Below are 14184 nucleotides of genomic sequence, written 5' to 3'. Positions count from 1 at the left end.
ATCAAAGAAAAAGGGCGGCAGACCAGGTCTGCCGCCCTTTGCATTCAGGTCAGTCCCGTTGCGGGACCGATCGGTCAGTACATGGACTTGGCGCCGTCGCCGTAACGATCGTTCTTGAGGCCATTGCTGGTGGCGCCGATGCCGGCCGTGCCCGAGTAGTCGAGGCTCTTGGGCTGGCTGACAACAACCGAATTCGGAGCGGCATCGCCGTAGCGGTCATTCTTGACGCCGGCGCTTGTGGCGCCAATGGCGGCAGTGCCGGAGTAATCGATGCTCCTGGGAGCGTTGACGACGACCGAGGAAGGAGCGGCGTCGCCGTAACGGTCATTTGCGAGGGATGCGCCGGTGGTCAAAAGAACGGCGGCGAGCGAGAGGATGATCTTGTTCATTTTAGTCTCCATTTTTCTTGGCCGAAATTTTCTTCGGCAGAATTTTTGAAGGTATAAATCTGTAGGAGATTCAATATCTTCGGTTACAGAGTGTGATTTATGTACCCGAATGCTCAACTTCAAATGACGTAACTGAGACATCGCCGGGGAGCATCGTCACAAGATTGTGTGCCGGGGCGTGAGTGCGCCCCGGATACTCGATCAGCGATTGTCGGCGCGTTCCTGAATGATCGCGGCGCGCTGCTGTTCGTTGGTCGCGCCGACCGTCGAGGAGATCGCGGCCTGCGAGGAGTAGTCGATGTTGGTCGGCTGCTTGACGACCACCGAAACCGGCGCGGCGTCATGAGCCGTCTTGATCACCGAAGTCGTGTTCTGGGCAAAGGCGATACCGGAGGTCATCAGAACCGCGGTGAGTGCAATAATTGTCTTCTTCATCTCTATTCTCCAAAAGTTCGTCGTGACCGCGACAAGGGGTTTCCGCCGGCATGGGAGGAAGACGCGCCAACCGGTATTCCGGTGGAGTCGCCAAGCTGCCGGTGATTTTGGAAATCCCTCGTGTCGGACGATCAACACGGCTCATATGGGTGAGGGTATTCGCGAAAGTAAGTCGGCTGACGATCAACAGGATGCGATCACGTGAAGGTGCCATTCACGCAAGCGTGATTCCGCTTTGAAGAATCGCTGCAGTGCGCGGAGTCGCTAGAGATGAGGCGACTGCGGTGTTAAAAAATGAGGTCGGAGGCTGGCCGGAAATTCTTCTCAGACGCCAAGAGCAGCCGAATTTCGGTCCTGATGCGGTGGCTCAAGCCTTGTAGATGACCTGCCGCACGTCGATATACTCTGCGCGGAAGCCAGCCTCGCAATAGTGGAGATAGAACTCCCAGAGCTTCTTGAAGCGGTCGTCGAAGCCGAGCGGCACGATCTTTTCCCAGGAGCCCCAGAAGCGCAGGCGCCATTCGGCAAGCGTGCGGGCGTAGTCCTGCGGGAAGACGCGCTCGCGCAGATAGGATAGGCCCTGATCGGCTCCGAGCGACTTCAGGATCGCCGGTGTCGGCAGCATGCCGCCCGGAAAGACGTAGCGCTGGATGAAATCCGGCCGGCTGCGGTAGATCGAATAGGCGCTTTCGTTGATGGTGATGATCTGCATGCCGGCAGTGCCGCCGGCCTTCAGGCAGTCCTTGACCTTGCCGAAGAACACCGGCCAGTATTTTTCGCCGACGGCCTCGAACATCTCGATCGAGGCGATGCGGTCGTATTTGCCGGTTTCGTCGCGGTAATCCTGCAGCTTGATCTCGACCTTGTCGGAAAGGCCGGCCTTGGCGATGCGGGCGGTGGCAAAATCATGCTGTTCGCGGCTGATGGTCAGGCCGGTGACGCGGCAGCCGATCTCGCGCGCGGCAAATTCGGCGAAGCCGCCCCAGCCACAGCCGATCTCCAGCACATGGTCCTTGGCACGGATGCCGACATCCTTGGCCAGCGCCCGGTATTTCGCGGTCTGCGCGCTTTCAAGGTCATTGGCGCCGGCCGAAAACAGCGCCGAGGAGTAGGTCATGGTCGGGTCCAGCCACTCCTTGTAGAAGGCGTTGCCGAGATCGTAGTGGGCCGAAATGTTCTTCTTCGAGCCGCGATGCGTGTTCTCGTTGAGCCAATGGCGGACGCGCTGAACCGCATTCAGCAGCCAACTCGCGCCGCCTGCCAGGCGTTCGCCTGTTTCGGAATTGACCACGAAAAGTTCGAGAAACGAGGTCACGTCCGGGCTTTCCCAATCGCCGTCCATATAGGATTCGGCAACGCCGATCGTGCCGCCGGTAAAAGCGCGGCCGGGCAGGCGCCAGTTGTTCAACACAAGCTGCGCGTCCGGGCCGGGTGCCTTGCCGCCGACCAGGACGGAGCGGCCGTCCGGCAAGGTGATCTTGAGCGAGCCGCGGGCGAGGTTCATGGCGGCCGACAGCACCATGCGCGCCTTGGCCGGCAGGCCCCGCACCACGTCGGCGAAATTGCGTTCGTCTAGCCTTATCGCGTCGTCGGATGCGGCGTGATCCTGCGTCATGTCAGATCCCCTCAGATCCCCGATTTCGTCGGCAAAGCCCACGCATGCCCTCGCATGCTGGTGGCTTCCCTCTCATTCACCGGGTTCGAACGCTCCACCATGATCACGGTAGCTAACCGTTTCAGGAGCCGGTGGGCTCCTTTTGAAACGGGCGCCCTTCAACCACAGTTTCAGCGCCTCCCAGTGGATTCCTGCCATGATCTTCCATGTCATCAAGGGAAACTTCAAGAGGCAGAGCGAAAGGGAGGCCGTACCAAGCTTTTCACGCCCCTGATCGAGAACGCTTTTCGCCGCCTGACCGACCAAAAGTCTCAACCGGTCATTTACGATCGGGTGGAACTGATGGTGGTAGTATCGCAGGCATTGGGGTATCGTGTCGGCATGCGCTATGTCGTTGCCGTGGTCATCGTCACCGTCTTGCTGATCTGGGATGCCACGTCCAATCAGGGCCGCTATCTGGATCATGGCGTGCGCCTGCTGCGCCACGCGATGAGCTACTTCGGCGGCTGATCAACGAAATGGCCGGCAGGCTGCGGCTGAAAGCCCTTGGTTCAAGAGATTGACGCGGGCGCGATAGCGACCCAAAAGACGCCTCGAGAATTCAGGAGGCGTGCGTGATCCGGCATATCGTGTTTTTCAGCGCCAGGCGTGAAGAAGATATCGCGGCTGTCCGCGACGGGCTGCGGGCGCTGGCTTCGATCCCGTATTCCGATCACTTTGAAGTGACATTCAACACCAAGGTCGATCCGCTCGGAAACGAGATCGACGTGGTGGTCTATGCCGAATTCGCCGACGAGGCAGCGCTGGCAGCGTACAAGGCGCATCCGACATATGATGCGACGACGCAAAAGGTTCGGCCGCTGCGCGAATTGCGCTTCTCGGCCGACGTCGTGGCCGAACGCGCCTGACGGCGTCGGCTCAGGCTGCTTCGCTACGCAGCATCGCCTGTTCGTGGTCCGAGGGGCGGTGCCCTCTTAGATAGAGCGCGCAAGTGGTGCGCAGCATGGACGCGAAGTTCGGTATTTCGCCGTTTATCTCGATCGCCTCGTCGTAAAGCTTCGATATGAATTTCGGCGTCGTCAGCCCCTGGCCGTCGGCGATCTCGTCCAGCAGCGCCCAGAACGTCGCTTCAAGCTGGATGCTGGTCGAGTGGCCGCCAATGCGAATCGAGCGGTTGATCTGGCGATAGCCTTCCGGATCCTGTCCGGCAAAAACCCTGCACATTTGTCATTCCTCCCGGTTTTTCTTGGTTTTGGCGGCGCTTGCGCCCGCTGACGCCATATTCGACGGAAATGCAGGCCGCCGCAATCGAACTTTGGTGCCTAGCGTGATTGTGACCTGCGATCAATTTCCTGCGTGGTAACGGGCTGCCACCAACTTGGATGCGCCGCGCTCATAATCCGATTCACATCGAAGGCGTCACGGATTGCGGGGACAGGTTTGGCAAAAGCGATACACATGATGATCCGGGTTCTTGAAGAAACCCGGTCCGTGGAGTTCTACAGGCAGGCATTCGGGCTCGAAATCGCCGACAGGCTGGATTTCGAGACATTCACGCTCGTCTATCTGCGCAACCCCGAAGCCGACTTCGAGGTCGAGCTCACCATCAACAAAGGCCGCGAGGAACCTTACGCGCTGGGCGACGGCTACGGCCATATCGCCTTCTGCGTCGATCATCTCGACGTCGAGCATGCCCGTTTTGAGGCGCTCGGCCTCGCTCCTCGCAAAATCGTCGAATTCAACCGGGAGGGCGCTTTGCTCGCCCGGTTCTTCTTCGTCGCCGATCCGGACGGCTACCAGATCGAGGTGCTGCAACGGCACGGCCGCTACAAATAGGGACGGGGTGATCCGCACTCGGGAGGAGCGCGGCCCAGCCAGCAACGGCGCCTTCAGGCGCAAAGCAAGCAAGGGAGGAACAAAATGGTCACGATCCATGAAGGCAGGCCCGGCCTGTCGCGACGTGAGCTGCTGAAACGCGGCGGCGTGGGCGCTGCGCTACTGGTCATCAGCGGCAGCGCGGTCATCAGCCCGCAGCATGCCTGGGGGCTCGAAACGACGGCCCTCAAGCCCGAGACGATGGCGACGCTGATCCAGATGGCGCGCGACATCTACCCGCACGACCAGGTGCCGGACAAATATTACGCCATTGCCGTCAAGAGCCATGACGAGATGGCCGGCAAGGATGCGGCCCACAAGGAACTCATCGAAAAAGGCATCGCCGATCTCGACCAGAAGGCGGGCGACGGCGGCTATGCCGGGCTTGGCTGGGAGGAGGAGAGGGTCAAGCTTCTCCAGGGTATCGAGGAAACGCCTTTCTTCCAGGCGGTCCGGGGCGGGCTGGTCGTTGGTCTCTACAATCAGAAAGAGATCTGGCCGATCTTCGGCTACGAGGGCGAGTCCTACTCCAAGGGAGGCTACATCGCGCGCGGCTTCGACGACATCGAGTGGCTCTAGAACCCGTTTCGTCAAGCCATTGCAATTATTGACCTTTGGGAGGAAACCATGGTCGCGAAATATGATCTGAACGATGACAAGGTCGTCGTAATCATCGGTTCGGGCGCTGGCGGCGGTACACTCGGCAACGAACTCGCCCAGAAGGGCATCGACGTCGTCATACTCGAAGCCGGCAACCGCTACGACTATACGGATTTCATCAATGACGAGTGGGACAGTTTTGCTCAGCTCTCCTGGGGCGATCCGCGCACCGCTTCAGGTGGCTGGCGCGTCGCCAAGGATTTTTCGGGCCTTCCGGCCTGGATCGTCAAGGCGGTCGGCGGGACGACCACGCATTGGGCCGGCGCGTCGCTGCGATTGCAAGAGCATGAATTCAAGGCGCTTACCCATTACGGCAAGATCGAGGGCGCGAACCTGCTGGACTGGCCGCTGACGCTGGCCGAACTGGAACCGTACTACGCCAAGGCCGAAGACAAGATGGGCGTGACCCGCACCAACGGCATCGAAGGCCTGCCGGGAAACAACAATTTCAAGATCCTGAAGGCCGGCGCCGACGCGCTTGGCTACAAGGAATGCCACACCGGCAATATGGCGATCAATTCGGCAGAGCGTGACGGCCGCATGGCCTGCCAGCAGACTGGATTCTGCTTCCAAGGCTGCAAATGGGGCGCGAAATGGTCGACGCTCTATACGGAAATCCCCAAGGGCGAGGCGACCGGCAAGCTGGAGGTCCGCCCGAACAGCCATGTCGTCAAGATCGAGCATGACGACAGCGGCAAGGTGACCGCCGTCGTCTATGCAGACAAGGACGGCAAGCTGCAAAGCCAGAAGGCGCGCATTGTCTGCGTCGCCGGCAATTCGATCGAAAGCCCGCGGCTGCTGCTCAATTCGGCATCTGCGAAATTCCCGGATGGGCTTGCCAATTCATCGGGGCAGGTGGGCAAGAACTACATGCGCCACACCACGGGTTCGGTCTACGCCATCTTCGACAAGCCGGTGCATATGTATCGCGGCACGACCATGGCCGGTATCGTCCGCGACGAGGCAAAGCACGATCCTTCGCGCGGCTTCGTCGGCGGGTATGAGCTGGAGACGCTGGCGCTCGGGCTGCCCTTCATGGCCGCCTTCCTCAATCCAGGCGGGTGGGGCCGAGGGTTCACCACGGCGCTCGACCACTACGACCATATGGCCGGCATGTGGATCGTCGGCGAGGACATGCCGCAGGAACAGAACGCCGTGAAACTGCATGGCGAGATGAAAGACAAATACGGCATGCCGATCCCCGATGTCTGGTTTACCGACCATCCCAATGACGATGCCATGCGCAACCATGCCTACAAGCAGGGGACGGCCATGTATGACGCCGTTGGCGCGACGCGCACATTCCCGACGCCGCCTTATCCGTCGACCCACAATCTCGGCACCAACCGCATGAGCGAGAAAGCGTCGGATGGCGTAGTCAACAAGTTCGGCCAGACGCACGACATCAAGAACCTGTTCGTGTCGGACGGCAGCCAGTTCACCACCGGCGGTGCGGAAAACCCGACGCTGACCATCGTGACGCTGGCAATCCGGCAGGCCGATCACATCGCCAAGGAAATGGCGGCAAAGAACATCTAGGACGACCTCCCCGAGACCCTGCCTCCGGCGTGGAATGTCTTTCGACATTCTGCGCCGGATTTTTTGTGTGCAAGCTGTGCCAAAAATGGATGCATAGGCGCCTTCTGCGCAGAATTTGTGCAGCGCACAATATTGATTGCACTAATATAACCCATAGCTGTGCATGGGCGTTCGTGCCGATGTCCCCGTGGGGAATTCTATCTATTTGAAATTAAATGGATAACCGCGTCCCGTCTGAATCGGGCGTCAATTGGCACGGCGATTGCATCGTTTCTTGCGTGCGAGTCGCGGGGGGCTCGCATACCAGTTTCGGGATTTCCATCCCAAATTCGTTGCCTTCGAGGGGAAGGCGCTCGACCGGAGCGCGGCGTCACGATCGCGCCCGGTCGAGCCAGCTATCTGGGACTTGCTGCCCGCCCACATGGACATTGCGCGCAAAGCCTCTATTCATGTCGGGCAGGGCGCTTTGCCCCAACAGGCAGAAAATGCTCAGACCACAGAAAATCCCGATCAGCCAGATCTATGTGCCGACGGAGCGCCGCAAGACGCTGCATCCGGATACGGTGCGGGTGATTGCCGAGAGCATCGTCGAAAACGGTCAGCAGACGCCGATACAGGTGCGTTTCGACGGCAAGCGCTACATCCTCGTCGAAGGGCTGCACCGGCTTGAAGCGGTGAAATGGCTCGGCGAGACGACGATCGATGGCTACATCGTGCAGGCCAAGCGGCACTAGGGGCCTTTTTGCGTCACCGAAGCGAATTCTGAAAGGTCTCTTAAATCCTAGCCGTGACGGCCCTTCGCCACCTCCTGAGTCAGCGTGGTGATGAAGCGCTTGGTGCGCTCGCGCTGCGGATTGTCGAAGACCTCCCGCGCTGGGCCGGTTTCGACTACCAAGCCGGCATCCAGAAACACGACTTCGTTGGCGATGGATGAAGCAAGACGAAGGTCATGCGTGGCCATGACCATGGTCGTGCCTTCCCTGGCGAGGTCACTCAGAACGTCGACTACCTCCTGAGCGAGTTCCGGGTCGAGCGCCGATGTAGGCTCATCGCAGAGCAGAACCTTGGGCGAGGGCGCGAGCGCGCGGGCAATCGCGACGCGCTGCTGCTGACCGCCCGAAAGCGTGGCCGGCCAGGCATCGGCCTTGTGGGCCATGCCGACCTTTTCCAGAAGTGCCGCTGCGCGCTCTCGCGCCTTGGCCTCCGGCCATTTGAGGACGGTGGTCAGAGCCTCCATGACGTTTTCGATTGCGGTGCGGTGGGGGAAAAGCTGGAAATTCTGGAACACCATGCCGGTCTGGCGGCGCAGGCGCTGGATCGCGGCAGTAGTGACCTTCTGGCCGGGGTGGAACTCCAGCCGGTCGTTACCGATGCGCACCGCGCCCGAAGTCGGGATTTCCAGAAGGTTGATGCAGCGCAGCAGCGTGCTCTTGCCGCCGCCCGACGGGCCGACGAGCGCTGTCACGGTGCCTTCCCTAATGGCGACTGAGACGCCCTTGAGGACCATCAGGTCGCCGAACTGCTTTTCGATGTTTTCCAGACCGATCATGACCGTGCCTCGATAAAGCCGCCATAGCGCCCGAGGCGCTGTTCGAGCCGGGACTGAAGTTGTGACAGGATGGAGCTCAGCGCCAGGTAGATGAGTGCTGCCTCGACATAGAGGATCAGCGGCTCATATGTGGTGGCGACGATGCGCTGGGCTGCCTGGAACAGTTCGGGCACGGTGATGGCTGCGGCAAGCGACGTGTCCTTGACCAGCGAAATGAAGGTGTTCGACAGCGGCGGTACGGCGACGCGAGCGGCCTGCGGCAGGATGGTGCGGCGCATGGCCTGCGACCAGGTCATGCCGATCGAATAGGCCGCTTCCCACTGGCCCTTCGGCACGGAGCCGATGACGGCACGGATGATCTCGGACGTGTAGGCCCCGACATTCAGCGTGAAGCCGATCAAGGCTGCGGGGAAGGCATCGAGCACGATACCGACGCTGGGCAAGCCGTAGAAGATCAGGAAAAGCTGCACCAGAAGCGGTGTGCCGCGGATGATCCAGACATAGAAGCGCACGATCGCGACAAGCGGCGCGGGGCCGAAGAGCCGGATGATGGCCACGATCAGCCCGAGCGTGAGGCCGAGCGCAAAGGATAAAAGCGTGAGCGGGGCTGAAAACACCACGGCCGCCCATAGAAGCGGCCCGAGCGAATCCAGCATTAATTGAAGCCAGTGGGGCAAGGTGTTTCCTCCGGTCTGGGCCTAGTTTTCGACCATGACCTTTTCCAAAAACCGGGTCCCACTTTTTGGGGTCATGGTCTAGCTGCCGGGAAAGGTTGCAGGTTTTTCGCAAAAGATCATGCGCAAAATGAAAGGCGGACCGGCCTGCCGGCCGATCCGCCTCATTGCATCCGATGCGACTACTTCGAAACGTCCTGTCCGAAATATTTGTCGGAGATTTTCTGGTAGGTGCCGTCCGACTGGATTTCCTTCAGCGCCGCATTGATAGCCTCGAGCAGTTCGGGCTCACCCTTGCGGATGATGACGCCCGAATAGTCGGCCTTGTCTTCGGTGGCGGCGATTTTCACGTTGGCGTCGGGCTTGTGCTTCTTGAAGTCGAGGAAGGACAGGCTGTCGTTGATCGTGGCGTCGGCGCGGCCGTTGAGCACGAGCTGGATCGACTGGTCGAAACCGTCGGTGCCGACGAGTTCGGCGCCCGATGTCTCGGCGAGCTTGCCGAAATTGCTGGTCAGCGACTGCGCCGACTTCTTGCCCTTCAGATCGGCAAACGTCTTGATGTCGGCATTGTCGCCGCGCACGATGAGTGCGGCCTTGGACGCGATGTAGGGCTCGGAGAAATCGTATTTCTGCTTGCGCGCGTCGGTGATGCCGACCTGATTGATCACCGCGTCATAGCGGTTTGCGTCGAGGCCGGCGATCAGGCCGTCCCAGCGGCCTTCGAGGAATTCAGCCTTCACGCCGAGACGCTTGGCGAGCTCCTCGCCGATCTCGACATCGAAGCCGACGAGCTTGCCCGCGGTGTCGTGGTAGGTGAAGGGCGCATAGGTGCCTTCGGTGCCGATCTTGAAGACGCCGGCGCTCTTGACCTGTTCAAGGTTGGAGCCGGCATGGCCGGGAGCGAGCGCCAGAAGCTGCAAGGCACCGGCGACGAGCAGCGTGTTCAACCATTTCATGGTGTTTGATCCTGAAGTTTATCGGCTCACTGCCGATCAATTGCGAAGAACCCCCAGACTGTCAGAACGATAGCACGAATGGAACGCGAATGTTTTTCCAAGGAACGGGATTTGTAAAATCCTGATCCTGATATGTGAGATTATCTGAAATTTAATTGCGTGAAATGTAATCGCAATTGACCCATGCGAAAATTACATGGCCCTTGCATCCGTCGGCTTGACCGGTGGTTTGGCTGACGAAAACCACACATCTCGATAGATGGCCGTGACCGTTTCGTCAGGTGCCTTGTCGGCGGTCAGCCATAGCGAGCGCGTTCGGGCTGCTTCCCGCTTGCTTGGCACCTTTGTGCAGCCTTCCGTGCTCGAAGCGCCGACGCAAGGAATGAACCAGGACGGCATCAACGGTTTTACCGAGAAGCCCGTAGCCGTGCGCCGGACCAAAAGCGCAACGCCGACCTCGTCTGCCGGCCGCCATGGAAAGATCATGCGCCCGTCGGCACGCAGTGCCTGCAGCCATGACGGTGGCGGGCAGGCGACGCCGGCGTTGACGTAGATCAGGTCACATTGCGGGATCGGCAGGACCGTGGCGTCTCCCACGGTGACGGATGCATTTTCGAAGGGCTTCAGATTTTGGCGTGCCTGGCGCGCAAGGTCTGGTTCGAGCTCGAGACCTTCGACCTTTCCACCCGGCAGAACCAGCACCGACATCATGGCGGTGTAGTAGCCGGTGCCGGTGCCTATGTGGCAAACGGTTTCGCCGGGCTGGGGTGCGACCGCGCCGAGCCAGGCTGCGTGGAGATAGGGTTCGCCATTGTTGATGCCCTTGTCCGCATCGAGTGCGACGAGTGCATTCTGATAGAGGTAGATGGGGTCGGCGCTGGGTGTTTCGACATAGCGGCGGTGGTTCACCATGATCTTCCACGGTCCGGGCGGCATGAAGGCCTCGCGCGGCACCAATTCGAACACCCGCTCCAGCCTGGGGTCACTGGAATTGCTCGCGGCAAACATCAAGCTGGCGTAGAAGGCCCGCGCTTCGTCGAGATTCCCGCCTTTCCGCATGCCGGCCCGCCTCCTCGCGAATGATATTACGCAGGCAGATTGGTGGGACGTCAACGCCGAACCCGTCATAAAAGCTCGACAAGTTGGTTGCTGCACACTGATTTTGCTGTGTTAATCTTTTCATCGGCCTGAGTGAGTCGGCCAATCATCGTCAGAGTCCATCAGTTGTTCGAGTGAGTGCAAAGCGAGGCCGCAAGGCTGGCGCAAGCAAGCGCGCTCACTGTCTACATTCAAGTTTGTTGCTGTTCCTTGTGTTTGGGCGAAACGGGCAAGGGGAAAGCCGGATGCAGCACGTTATCGAAGATAGTCTGAAGCCGCGCCTGACCGAACGTGTGGATATCCTCACGGCGGTCAACATCCTGCGGTCTCGCGGCTATCGCAATGAAGACCTGATCGCCGAGATCACGAGATTGTTCTACGTCGATCTCGACGAGTACAACGACGTCGTGCAGCTCAGCGCGTAACGACGGGTCAAAACCACGATAGTTTACTGTGAGGCGGGCTCACAGCGGGATGTTGTCGTGCTTCTTCCAGGGATTCTGCAAATCCTTGTTGCGCAGCATGCGCAGCGCACGCGCAACACGCCGGCGCGTCGAATGCGGCATGATCACCTCATCGATATAACCGCGCTCGGCGGCGACGAAAGGCGACAGGAAGCGATCCTCGTAAGCCTTTGTGTGGGCTGCGATTTTCTCGGCGTCACCGATATCCTTGCGATAGATGATCTCGACCGCGCCCTTGGCGCCCATGACGGCGATCTGCGCTGTCGGCCAGGCGTAGTTCATGTCGCCGCGAAGGTGCTTCGACGCCATGACGTCATAGGCGCCGCCATAGGCTTTTCGCGTGATGACAGTGATTTTGGGCACGGTCGCTTCCGCATAGGCAAACAGCAGCTTTGCGCCGTGCTTGATCAGGCCGCCATATTCCTGCGCGGTGCCGGGCAGGAAGCCGGGCACATCGACGAAGGTGACGATCGGGATGTTGAAGCAGTCGCAGAAGCGGACGAAGCGCGCTGCCTTGCGGCTGGCATCCGAATCCAGCACGCCGGCCAGCACCATCGGCTGATTGGCGACGAAGCCGACCGTGCGGCCTTCGATGCGGCCGAAGCCGGTGACGATGTTCTTGGCAAAGCTCGGCTGGATCTCGAAGAAATCGCCTTCGTCGGCAGTCTTCAGGATCAGTTCCTTGATGTCGTACGGCTTGTTGGCGTTGTCCGGGATCAGCCGGTCGAGCGACAAGTCATGATCTGTGACGGACTGGAAGCACTCGATTTCCGGCAGTTCGGCTGTGTTGGAGGCCGGCAGGAAATCGACCAGGCGGCGCATCTGCAGCAGCGTCTCGACGTCGTTGTCGTAAGCGCCGTCGGCGATCGAGGATTTCGTCGTGTGGATCGACGCGCCGCCGAGGCTTTCGGCCGTTACCGTCTCGTTGGTGACGGTCTTCACCACATCCGGGCCGGTCACGAACATGTAGGACGTGTCGCGCACCATGAAGATGAAGTCGGTCATGGCCGGCGAATAGACGTCGCCGCCCGCACATGGGCCCATGATGACGGAGATCTGAGGGATCACGCCCGAGGCCAGCACGTTGCGCTGGAAGATTTCTGCGTAGCCGCCGAGTGCGGCGACGCCTTCCTGGATGCGCGCGCCGCCGGCATCGTAGAGGCCGATGATCGGAGCGCGGTTGCGCAGGGCCATGTCCTGCACCTTGTGCACCTTTTCGGCATGCGCCTCGGACAGCGAGCCGCCGAAAACCGTGAAATCCTTGGCGAAGAGATAGACCGGCCGGCCATTGACCGTTCCCCAGCCGGTTACGACGCCGTCACCGGCGATCTTGGTGCCTTCCATGCCGAAATCGGTCGAACGATGCTCGACATACATGTCGAATTCCTCGAACGAGCCTTCGTCGAGGAATATCTCTATGCGTTCGCGGGCGGTGAGCTTGCCCTTCTTGTGCTGGGCGGCAATGCGCGCGGGGCCGCCGCCGGCGCGGGCCATTTCGCGGCGGCGCTCAAGTTCCTTCAGCACATCTTTCATGACGAACGTTTCCCCGGGGCAAGTGTTTTGCCAGCGGTGTTAGCACGACAGTCGGCGAGCGCAAATATCGGGTCTGCCGCAGCCGCGCTAACCGGATGTGCGTGGGATCGCGCTACCAGGTACCGGTGTTGCTCATAGAGACCCAGGGCTCGGCTTTTTCCTTGGCGGGGCCTTTCTGAAGAAGTTCGATCGAGATGCCGTCCGGCGACTTGATGAAGGCCATGTTGCCGTCGCGTGGCGGGCGGTTGATGGTCACGCCCTTGTCCATGAGGCGCTGGCAGGTGACGTAGATGTCGTCGACCTCGTAGGCGAGATGGCCGAAATTGCGGCCGCCCTTGTAGTCTTCCGGATCCCAGTTGTAGGTGAGTTCGATCAGCGGTGCCTTGGCGGTGATACCGTCATGCTCGTCCTCCGGGGCGGCCAGGAAGATCAGCGTGAAGCGCGCGTCCTTGTTTTCGTGGCGGCGGACTTCGACAAGGCCGAGCTTGTTGCAATAGAAATCGAGCGAGGCATCCACGTCGGCGACGCGGACCATTGTGTGGAGATAGCGCATGTGTTCTTTCCTCGGGTTGGGCGCGGGAACATAGGGCGCGCCACCCCTTTTCGGCAACCTTCGAGGCCATACAAGGTGCGCGGAAAGATGATTGGCAGTATTGGAACGGCTGAAATGGTGAAAAAAGGCAAAGCGGGTATTGCATAGACCGGAACACGCAGTGTTATTCTGGTTGTAAGAATCAGTTGTGTCTTTAGTCAGGAAAAGGTGCGGTCGAATGGGGGACAGAGCCTCTTTCATGAGGCGGGACTTGATCGGGGATGATGCCTTGAACCGTGACGAGATCGGCGAGGCAGCTGATCTGACTGAGATCTCCGGTGCCATCAAGTGGTTCGATGTGGCCAAGGGTTACGGCTTCATCCTGCCCGATGACGGCGCTTCCGATATTCTCCTTCACGTTACGTGCCTGCGCCGCGACGGTTTCCAGACTGCGCTGGAGGGCGCGCGCGTTGTCTGTCTCGTCAGGCAGGGCGAACGCGGGCTGCAGGCCTTCCGCGTGCTTTCGATGGACAATTCGACGGCCATTCACCCGGCCGAGATGCAGGAACAGCGAACCCATGTCGCGGTGACCGCCGAAAGCGGGCTGGAACGCGCATTGGTGAAGTGGTTCAACCGCACCAAGGGCTTTGGCTTCCTGACGCGCGGCGAGGGCACGGAGGACATTTTTGTCCATATGGAAACCTTGCGCCGTTACGGCCTGACGGAGCTTCGTCCGGGCCAGGTCGTGCTGGTTCGCTTCGGTCGCGGCGACAAGGGCCTTATGGCTGCCGAAATTCACCCTGATATCGGGACTTTGCCGGTTTCGCATTAAGGTGTGGTCCCGGTCCAGGCGCGAACAGGGATC

General features: G+C 60.2%; 19 protein-coding genes. 8 read left to right on the top strand and 11 right to left on the bottom strand.

Annotated elements, in window-relative coordinates; translation table 11 throughout:
* Positions 1 to 74: 74 nt before the first annotated feature.
* The 4 genes from WBQ96_RS15730 to WBQ96_RS15715 all read right to left on the bottom strand — a co-directional run bounded on the left by WBQ96_RS15730 (position 75) and on the right by WBQ96_RS15715 (position 2745).
* A complete protein-coding gene (locus WBQ96_RS15730) occupies positions 75 to 389 on the bottom strand; it encodes a hypothetical protein (protein ID WP_336551501.1) in 315 nt (104 codons plus the stop codon).
* Positions 390 to 590: 201 nt separating this feature from the next.
* Positions 591 to 824 carry a hypothetical protein gene (locus WBQ96_RS15725; RefSeq protein ID WP_336551499.1) on the bottom strand — a complete coding sequence of 78 codons (234 nt, stop codon included), beginning with the start codon at positions 822 to 824 and terminating at the stop codon, positions 591 to 593.
* A 367-nt stretch (positions 825 to 1191) separates the two neighbouring features.
* Positions 1192 to 2439: a cyclopropane-fatty-acyl-phospholipid synthase family protein gene (locus WBQ96_RS15720; protein WP_336551496.1), complete on the bottom strand. Its 1248-nt coding sequence runs from the start codon at positions 2437 to 2439 to the stop codon at positions 1192 to 1194.
* A gap of 72 nt (positions 2440 to 2511) precedes the next feature.
* On the bottom strand, positions 2512 to 2745 hold the full coding sequence (locus WBQ96_RS15715) for a DUF1365 family protein (protein WP_337035903.1): 234 nt from the start codon (positions 2743 to 2745) through the stop codon (positions 2512 to 2514).
* A 36-nt stretch (positions 2746 to 2781) separates the two neighbouring features.
* Between WBQ96_RS15715 and WBQ96_RS15710 the strand changes: the two genes are divergently transcribed.
* Together WBQ96_RS15710 and WBQ96_RS15705 are read left to right on the top strand one after the other, a co-directional pair.
* The gene (locus tag WBQ96_RS15710) at positions 2782 to 2949 is read left to right on the top strand and encodes a hypothetical protein (protein WP_336551494.1); all 168 of its coding nucleotides are present in this window, start codon (positions 2782 to 2784) and stop codon (positions 2947 to 2949) included.
* 104 nt (positions 2950 to 3053) lie between these two features.
* Positions 3054 to 3347: a Dabb family protein gene (locus WBQ96_RS15705; protein WP_336551493.1), complete on the top strand. Its 294-nt coding sequence runs from the start codon at positions 3054 to 3056 to the stop codon at positions 3345 to 3347.
* Positions 3348 to 3357: 10 nt separating this feature from the next.
* Here WBQ96_RS15705 and WBQ96_RS15700 read toward each other — a convergent pair whose 3' ends face one another.
* Positions 3358 to 3663 carry a ribbon-helix-helix domain-containing protein gene (locus WBQ96_RS15700; RefSeq protein ID WP_091913494.1) on the bottom strand — a complete coding sequence of 102 codons (306 nt, stop codon included), beginning with the start codon at positions 3661 to 3663 and terminating at the stop codon, positions 3358 to 3360.
* Positions 3664 to 3879: 216 nt separating this feature from the next.
* On the opposite strand from WBQ96_RS15700, the gene WBQ96_RS15695 reads away from it, so the two are divergent.
* From WBQ96_RS15695 to WBQ96_RS15680, 4 genes are all read left to right on the top strand, one after another.
* Positions 3880 to 4275 carry a VOC family protein gene (locus WBQ96_RS15695; RefSeq protein WP_336551490.1) on the top strand — a complete coding sequence of 132 codons (396 nt, stop codon included), beginning with the start codon at positions 3880 to 3882 and terminating at the stop codon, positions 4273 to 4275.
* 84 nt (positions 4276 to 4359) lie between these two features.
* Positions 4360 to 4893, top strand: coding sequence for a twin-arginine translocation signal domain-containing protein (locus tag WBQ96_RS15690; protein WP_336551488.1), 534 nt, complete (start codon positions 4360 to 4362; stop codon positions 4891 to 4893).
* Between the two features lie 48 nt (positions 4894 to 4941).
* The gene (locus tag WBQ96_RS15685; RefSeq protein WP_336551486.1) at positions 4942 to 6513 is read left to right on the top strand and encodes a GMC family oxidoreductase; all 1572 of its coding nucleotides are present in this window, start codon (positions 4942 to 4944) and stop codon (positions 6511 to 6513) included.
* 485 nt (positions 6514 to 6998) lie between these two features.
* Positions 6999 to 7247, top strand: a complete 249-nt coding sequence (locus WBQ96_RS15680; RefSeq protein ID WP_165113544.1) for a ParB N-terminal domain-containing protein — start codon at positions 6999 to 7001, stop codon at positions 7245 to 7247.
* 47 nt (positions 7248 to 7294) lie between these two features.
* Here WBQ96_RS15680 and WBQ96_RS15675 read toward each other — a convergent pair whose 3' ends face one another.
* The 4 genes from WBQ96_RS15675 to WBQ96_RS15660 form a co-directional block, all read right to left on the bottom strand.
* Complete coding sequence (locus WBQ96_RS15675) at positions 7295 to 8062, bottom strand: amino acid ABC transporter ATP-binding protein (RefSeq protein ID WP_165113546.1); 768 nt, start codon at positions 8060 to 8062, stop codon at positions 7295 to 7297.
* A complete protein-coding gene (locus tag WBQ96_RS15670) occupies positions 8059 to 8739 on the bottom strand; it encodes an amino acid ABC transporter permease (protein WP_336551482.1) in 681 nt (226 codons plus the stop codon). Before WBQ96_RS15670 ends, WBQ96_RS15675 begins: the two co-directional genes overlap by 4 nt.
* A gap of 179 nt (positions 8740 to 8918) precedes the next feature.
* Entirely contained in the window at positions 8919 to 9692 is a 774-nt protein-coding gene (locus tag WBQ96_RS15665; protein WP_336551481.1) for an amino acid ABC transporter substrate-binding protein, read from the bottom strand.
* 192 nt (positions 9693 to 9884) lie between these two features.
* Entirely contained in the window at positions 9885 to 10751 is an 867-nt protein-coding gene (locus tag WBQ96_RS15660; RefSeq protein ID WP_336551479.1) for a protein-L-isoaspartate O-methyltransferase family protein, read from the bottom strand.
* A 284-nt stretch (positions 10752 to 11035) separates the two neighbouring features.
* Between WBQ96_RS15660 and WBQ96_RS15655 the strand changes: the two genes are divergently transcribed.
* Complete coding sequence (locus tag WBQ96_RS15655; RefSeq protein ID WP_091913509.1) at positions 11036 to 11215, top strand: hypothetical protein; 180 nt, start codon at positions 11036 to 11038, stop codon at positions 11213 to 11215.
* A 39-nt stretch (positions 11216 to 11254) separates the two neighbouring features.
* Here the strand turns inward: WBQ96_RS15655 and WBQ96_RS15650 are convergent, their stop codons facing one another.
* On the bottom strand, positions 11255 to 12787 hold the full coding sequence (locus tag WBQ96_RS15650) for an acyl-CoA carboxylase subunit beta (protein ID WP_091913511.1): 1533 nt from the start codon (positions 12785 to 12787) through the stop codon (positions 11255 to 11257).
* Positions 12788 to 12899: 112 nt separating this feature from the next.
* Positions 12900 to 13340, bottom strand: a complete 441-nt coding sequence (locus WBQ96_RS15645) for a VOC family protein (protein ID WP_165113554.1) — start codon at positions 13338 to 13340, stop codon at positions 12900 to 12902.
* A gap of 217 nt (positions 13341 to 13557) precedes the next feature.
* On the opposite strand from WBQ96_RS15645, the gene WBQ96_RS15640 reads away from it, so the two are divergent.
* The gene (locus WBQ96_RS15640; protein WP_119817716.1) at positions 13558 to 14151 is read left to right on the top strand and encodes a cold-shock protein; all 594 of its coding nucleotides are present in this window, start codon (positions 13558 to 13560) and stop codon (positions 14149 to 14151) included.
* Positions 14152 to 14184 lie beyond the last annotated feature (33 nt).

The sequence above is a fragment of the Mesorhizobium sp. CCNWLY176 genome, from assembly GCF_037153935.1.
Classification (GTDB): Bacteria; Pseudomonadota; Alphaproteobacteria; order Rhizobiales; family Rhizobiaceae; genus Mesorhizobium_M; species Mesorhizobium_M zhangyense.
The sequence above is the reverse complement of the archived record's forward strand: the minus strand, read 5'-3'. Positions and strand labels throughout refer to the sequence as shown.

What these genes read in the sequence shown, in the direction of transcription:
- WBQ96_RS15730 (WP_336551501.1), bottom strand. Translation starts at nt 389, where the DNA reads ATGAACAAGATCATCCTCTCGCTCGCCGCCGTTCTTTTGACCACCGGC.
- WBQ96_RS15725 (WP_336551499.1), bottom strand. Translation starts at nt 824, where the DNA reads ATGAAGAAGACAATTATTGCACTCACCGCGGTTCTGATGACCTCCGGT.
- WBQ96_RS15720 (WP_336551496.1), bottom strand. Translation starts at nt 2,439, where the DNA reads ATGACGCAGGATCACGCCGCATCCGACGACGCGATAAGGCTAGACGAA.
- WBQ96_RS15710 (WP_336551494.1), top strand. Translation starts at nt 2,782, where the DNA reads ATGGTGGTAGTATCGCAGGCATTGGGGTATCGTGTCGGCATGCGCTAT.
- WBQ96_RS15700 (WP_091913494.1), bottom strand. Translation starts at nt 3,663, where the DNA reads ATGTGCAGGGTTTTTGCCGGACAGGATCCGGAAGGCTATCGCCAGATC.
- WBQ96_RS15690 (WP_336551488.1), top strand. Translation starts at nt 4,360, where the DNA reads ATGGTCACGATCCATGAAGGCAGGCCCGGCCTGTCGCGACGTGAGCTG.
- WBQ96_RS15685 (WP_336551486.1), top strand. Translation starts at nt 4,942, where the DNA reads ATGGTCGCGAAATATGATCTGAACGATGACAAGGTCGTCGTAATCATC.
- WBQ96_RS15680 (WP_165113544.1), top strand. Translation starts at nt 6,999, where the DNA reads ATGCTCAGACCACAGAAAATCCCGATCAGCCAGATCTATGTGCCGACG.
- WBQ96_RS15675 (WP_165113546.1), bottom strand. Translation starts at nt 8,062, where the DNA reads ATGATCGGTCTGGAAAACATCGAAAAGCAGTTCGGCGACCTGATGGTC.
- WBQ96_RS15665 (WP_336551481.1), bottom strand. Translation starts at nt 9,692, where the DNA reads ATGAAATGGTTGAACACGCTGCTCGTCGCCGGTGCCTTGCAGCTTCTG.
- WBQ96_RS15660 (WP_336551479.1), bottom strand. Translation starts at nt 10,751, where the DNA reads ATGCGGAAAGGCGGGAATCTCGACGAAGCGCGGGCCTTCTACGCCAGC.
- WBQ96_RS15655 (WP_091913509.1), top strand. Translation starts at nt 11,036, where the DNA reads ATGCAGCACGTTATCGAAGATAGTCTGAAGCCGCGCCTGACCGAACGT.
- WBQ96_RS15650 (WP_091913511.1), bottom strand. Translation starts at nt 12,787, where the DNA reads ATGAAAGATGTGCTGAAGGAACTTGAGCGCCGCCGCGAAATGGCCCGC.
- WBQ96_RS15645 (WP_165113554.1), bottom strand. Translation starts at nt 13,340, where the DNA reads ATGCGCTATCTCCACACAATGGTCCGCGTCGCCGACGTGGATGCCTCG.
- WBQ96_RS15640 (WP_119817716.1), top strand. Translation starts at nt 13,558, where the DNA reads ATGGGGGACAGAGCCTCTTTCATGAGGCGGGACTTGATCGGGGATGAT.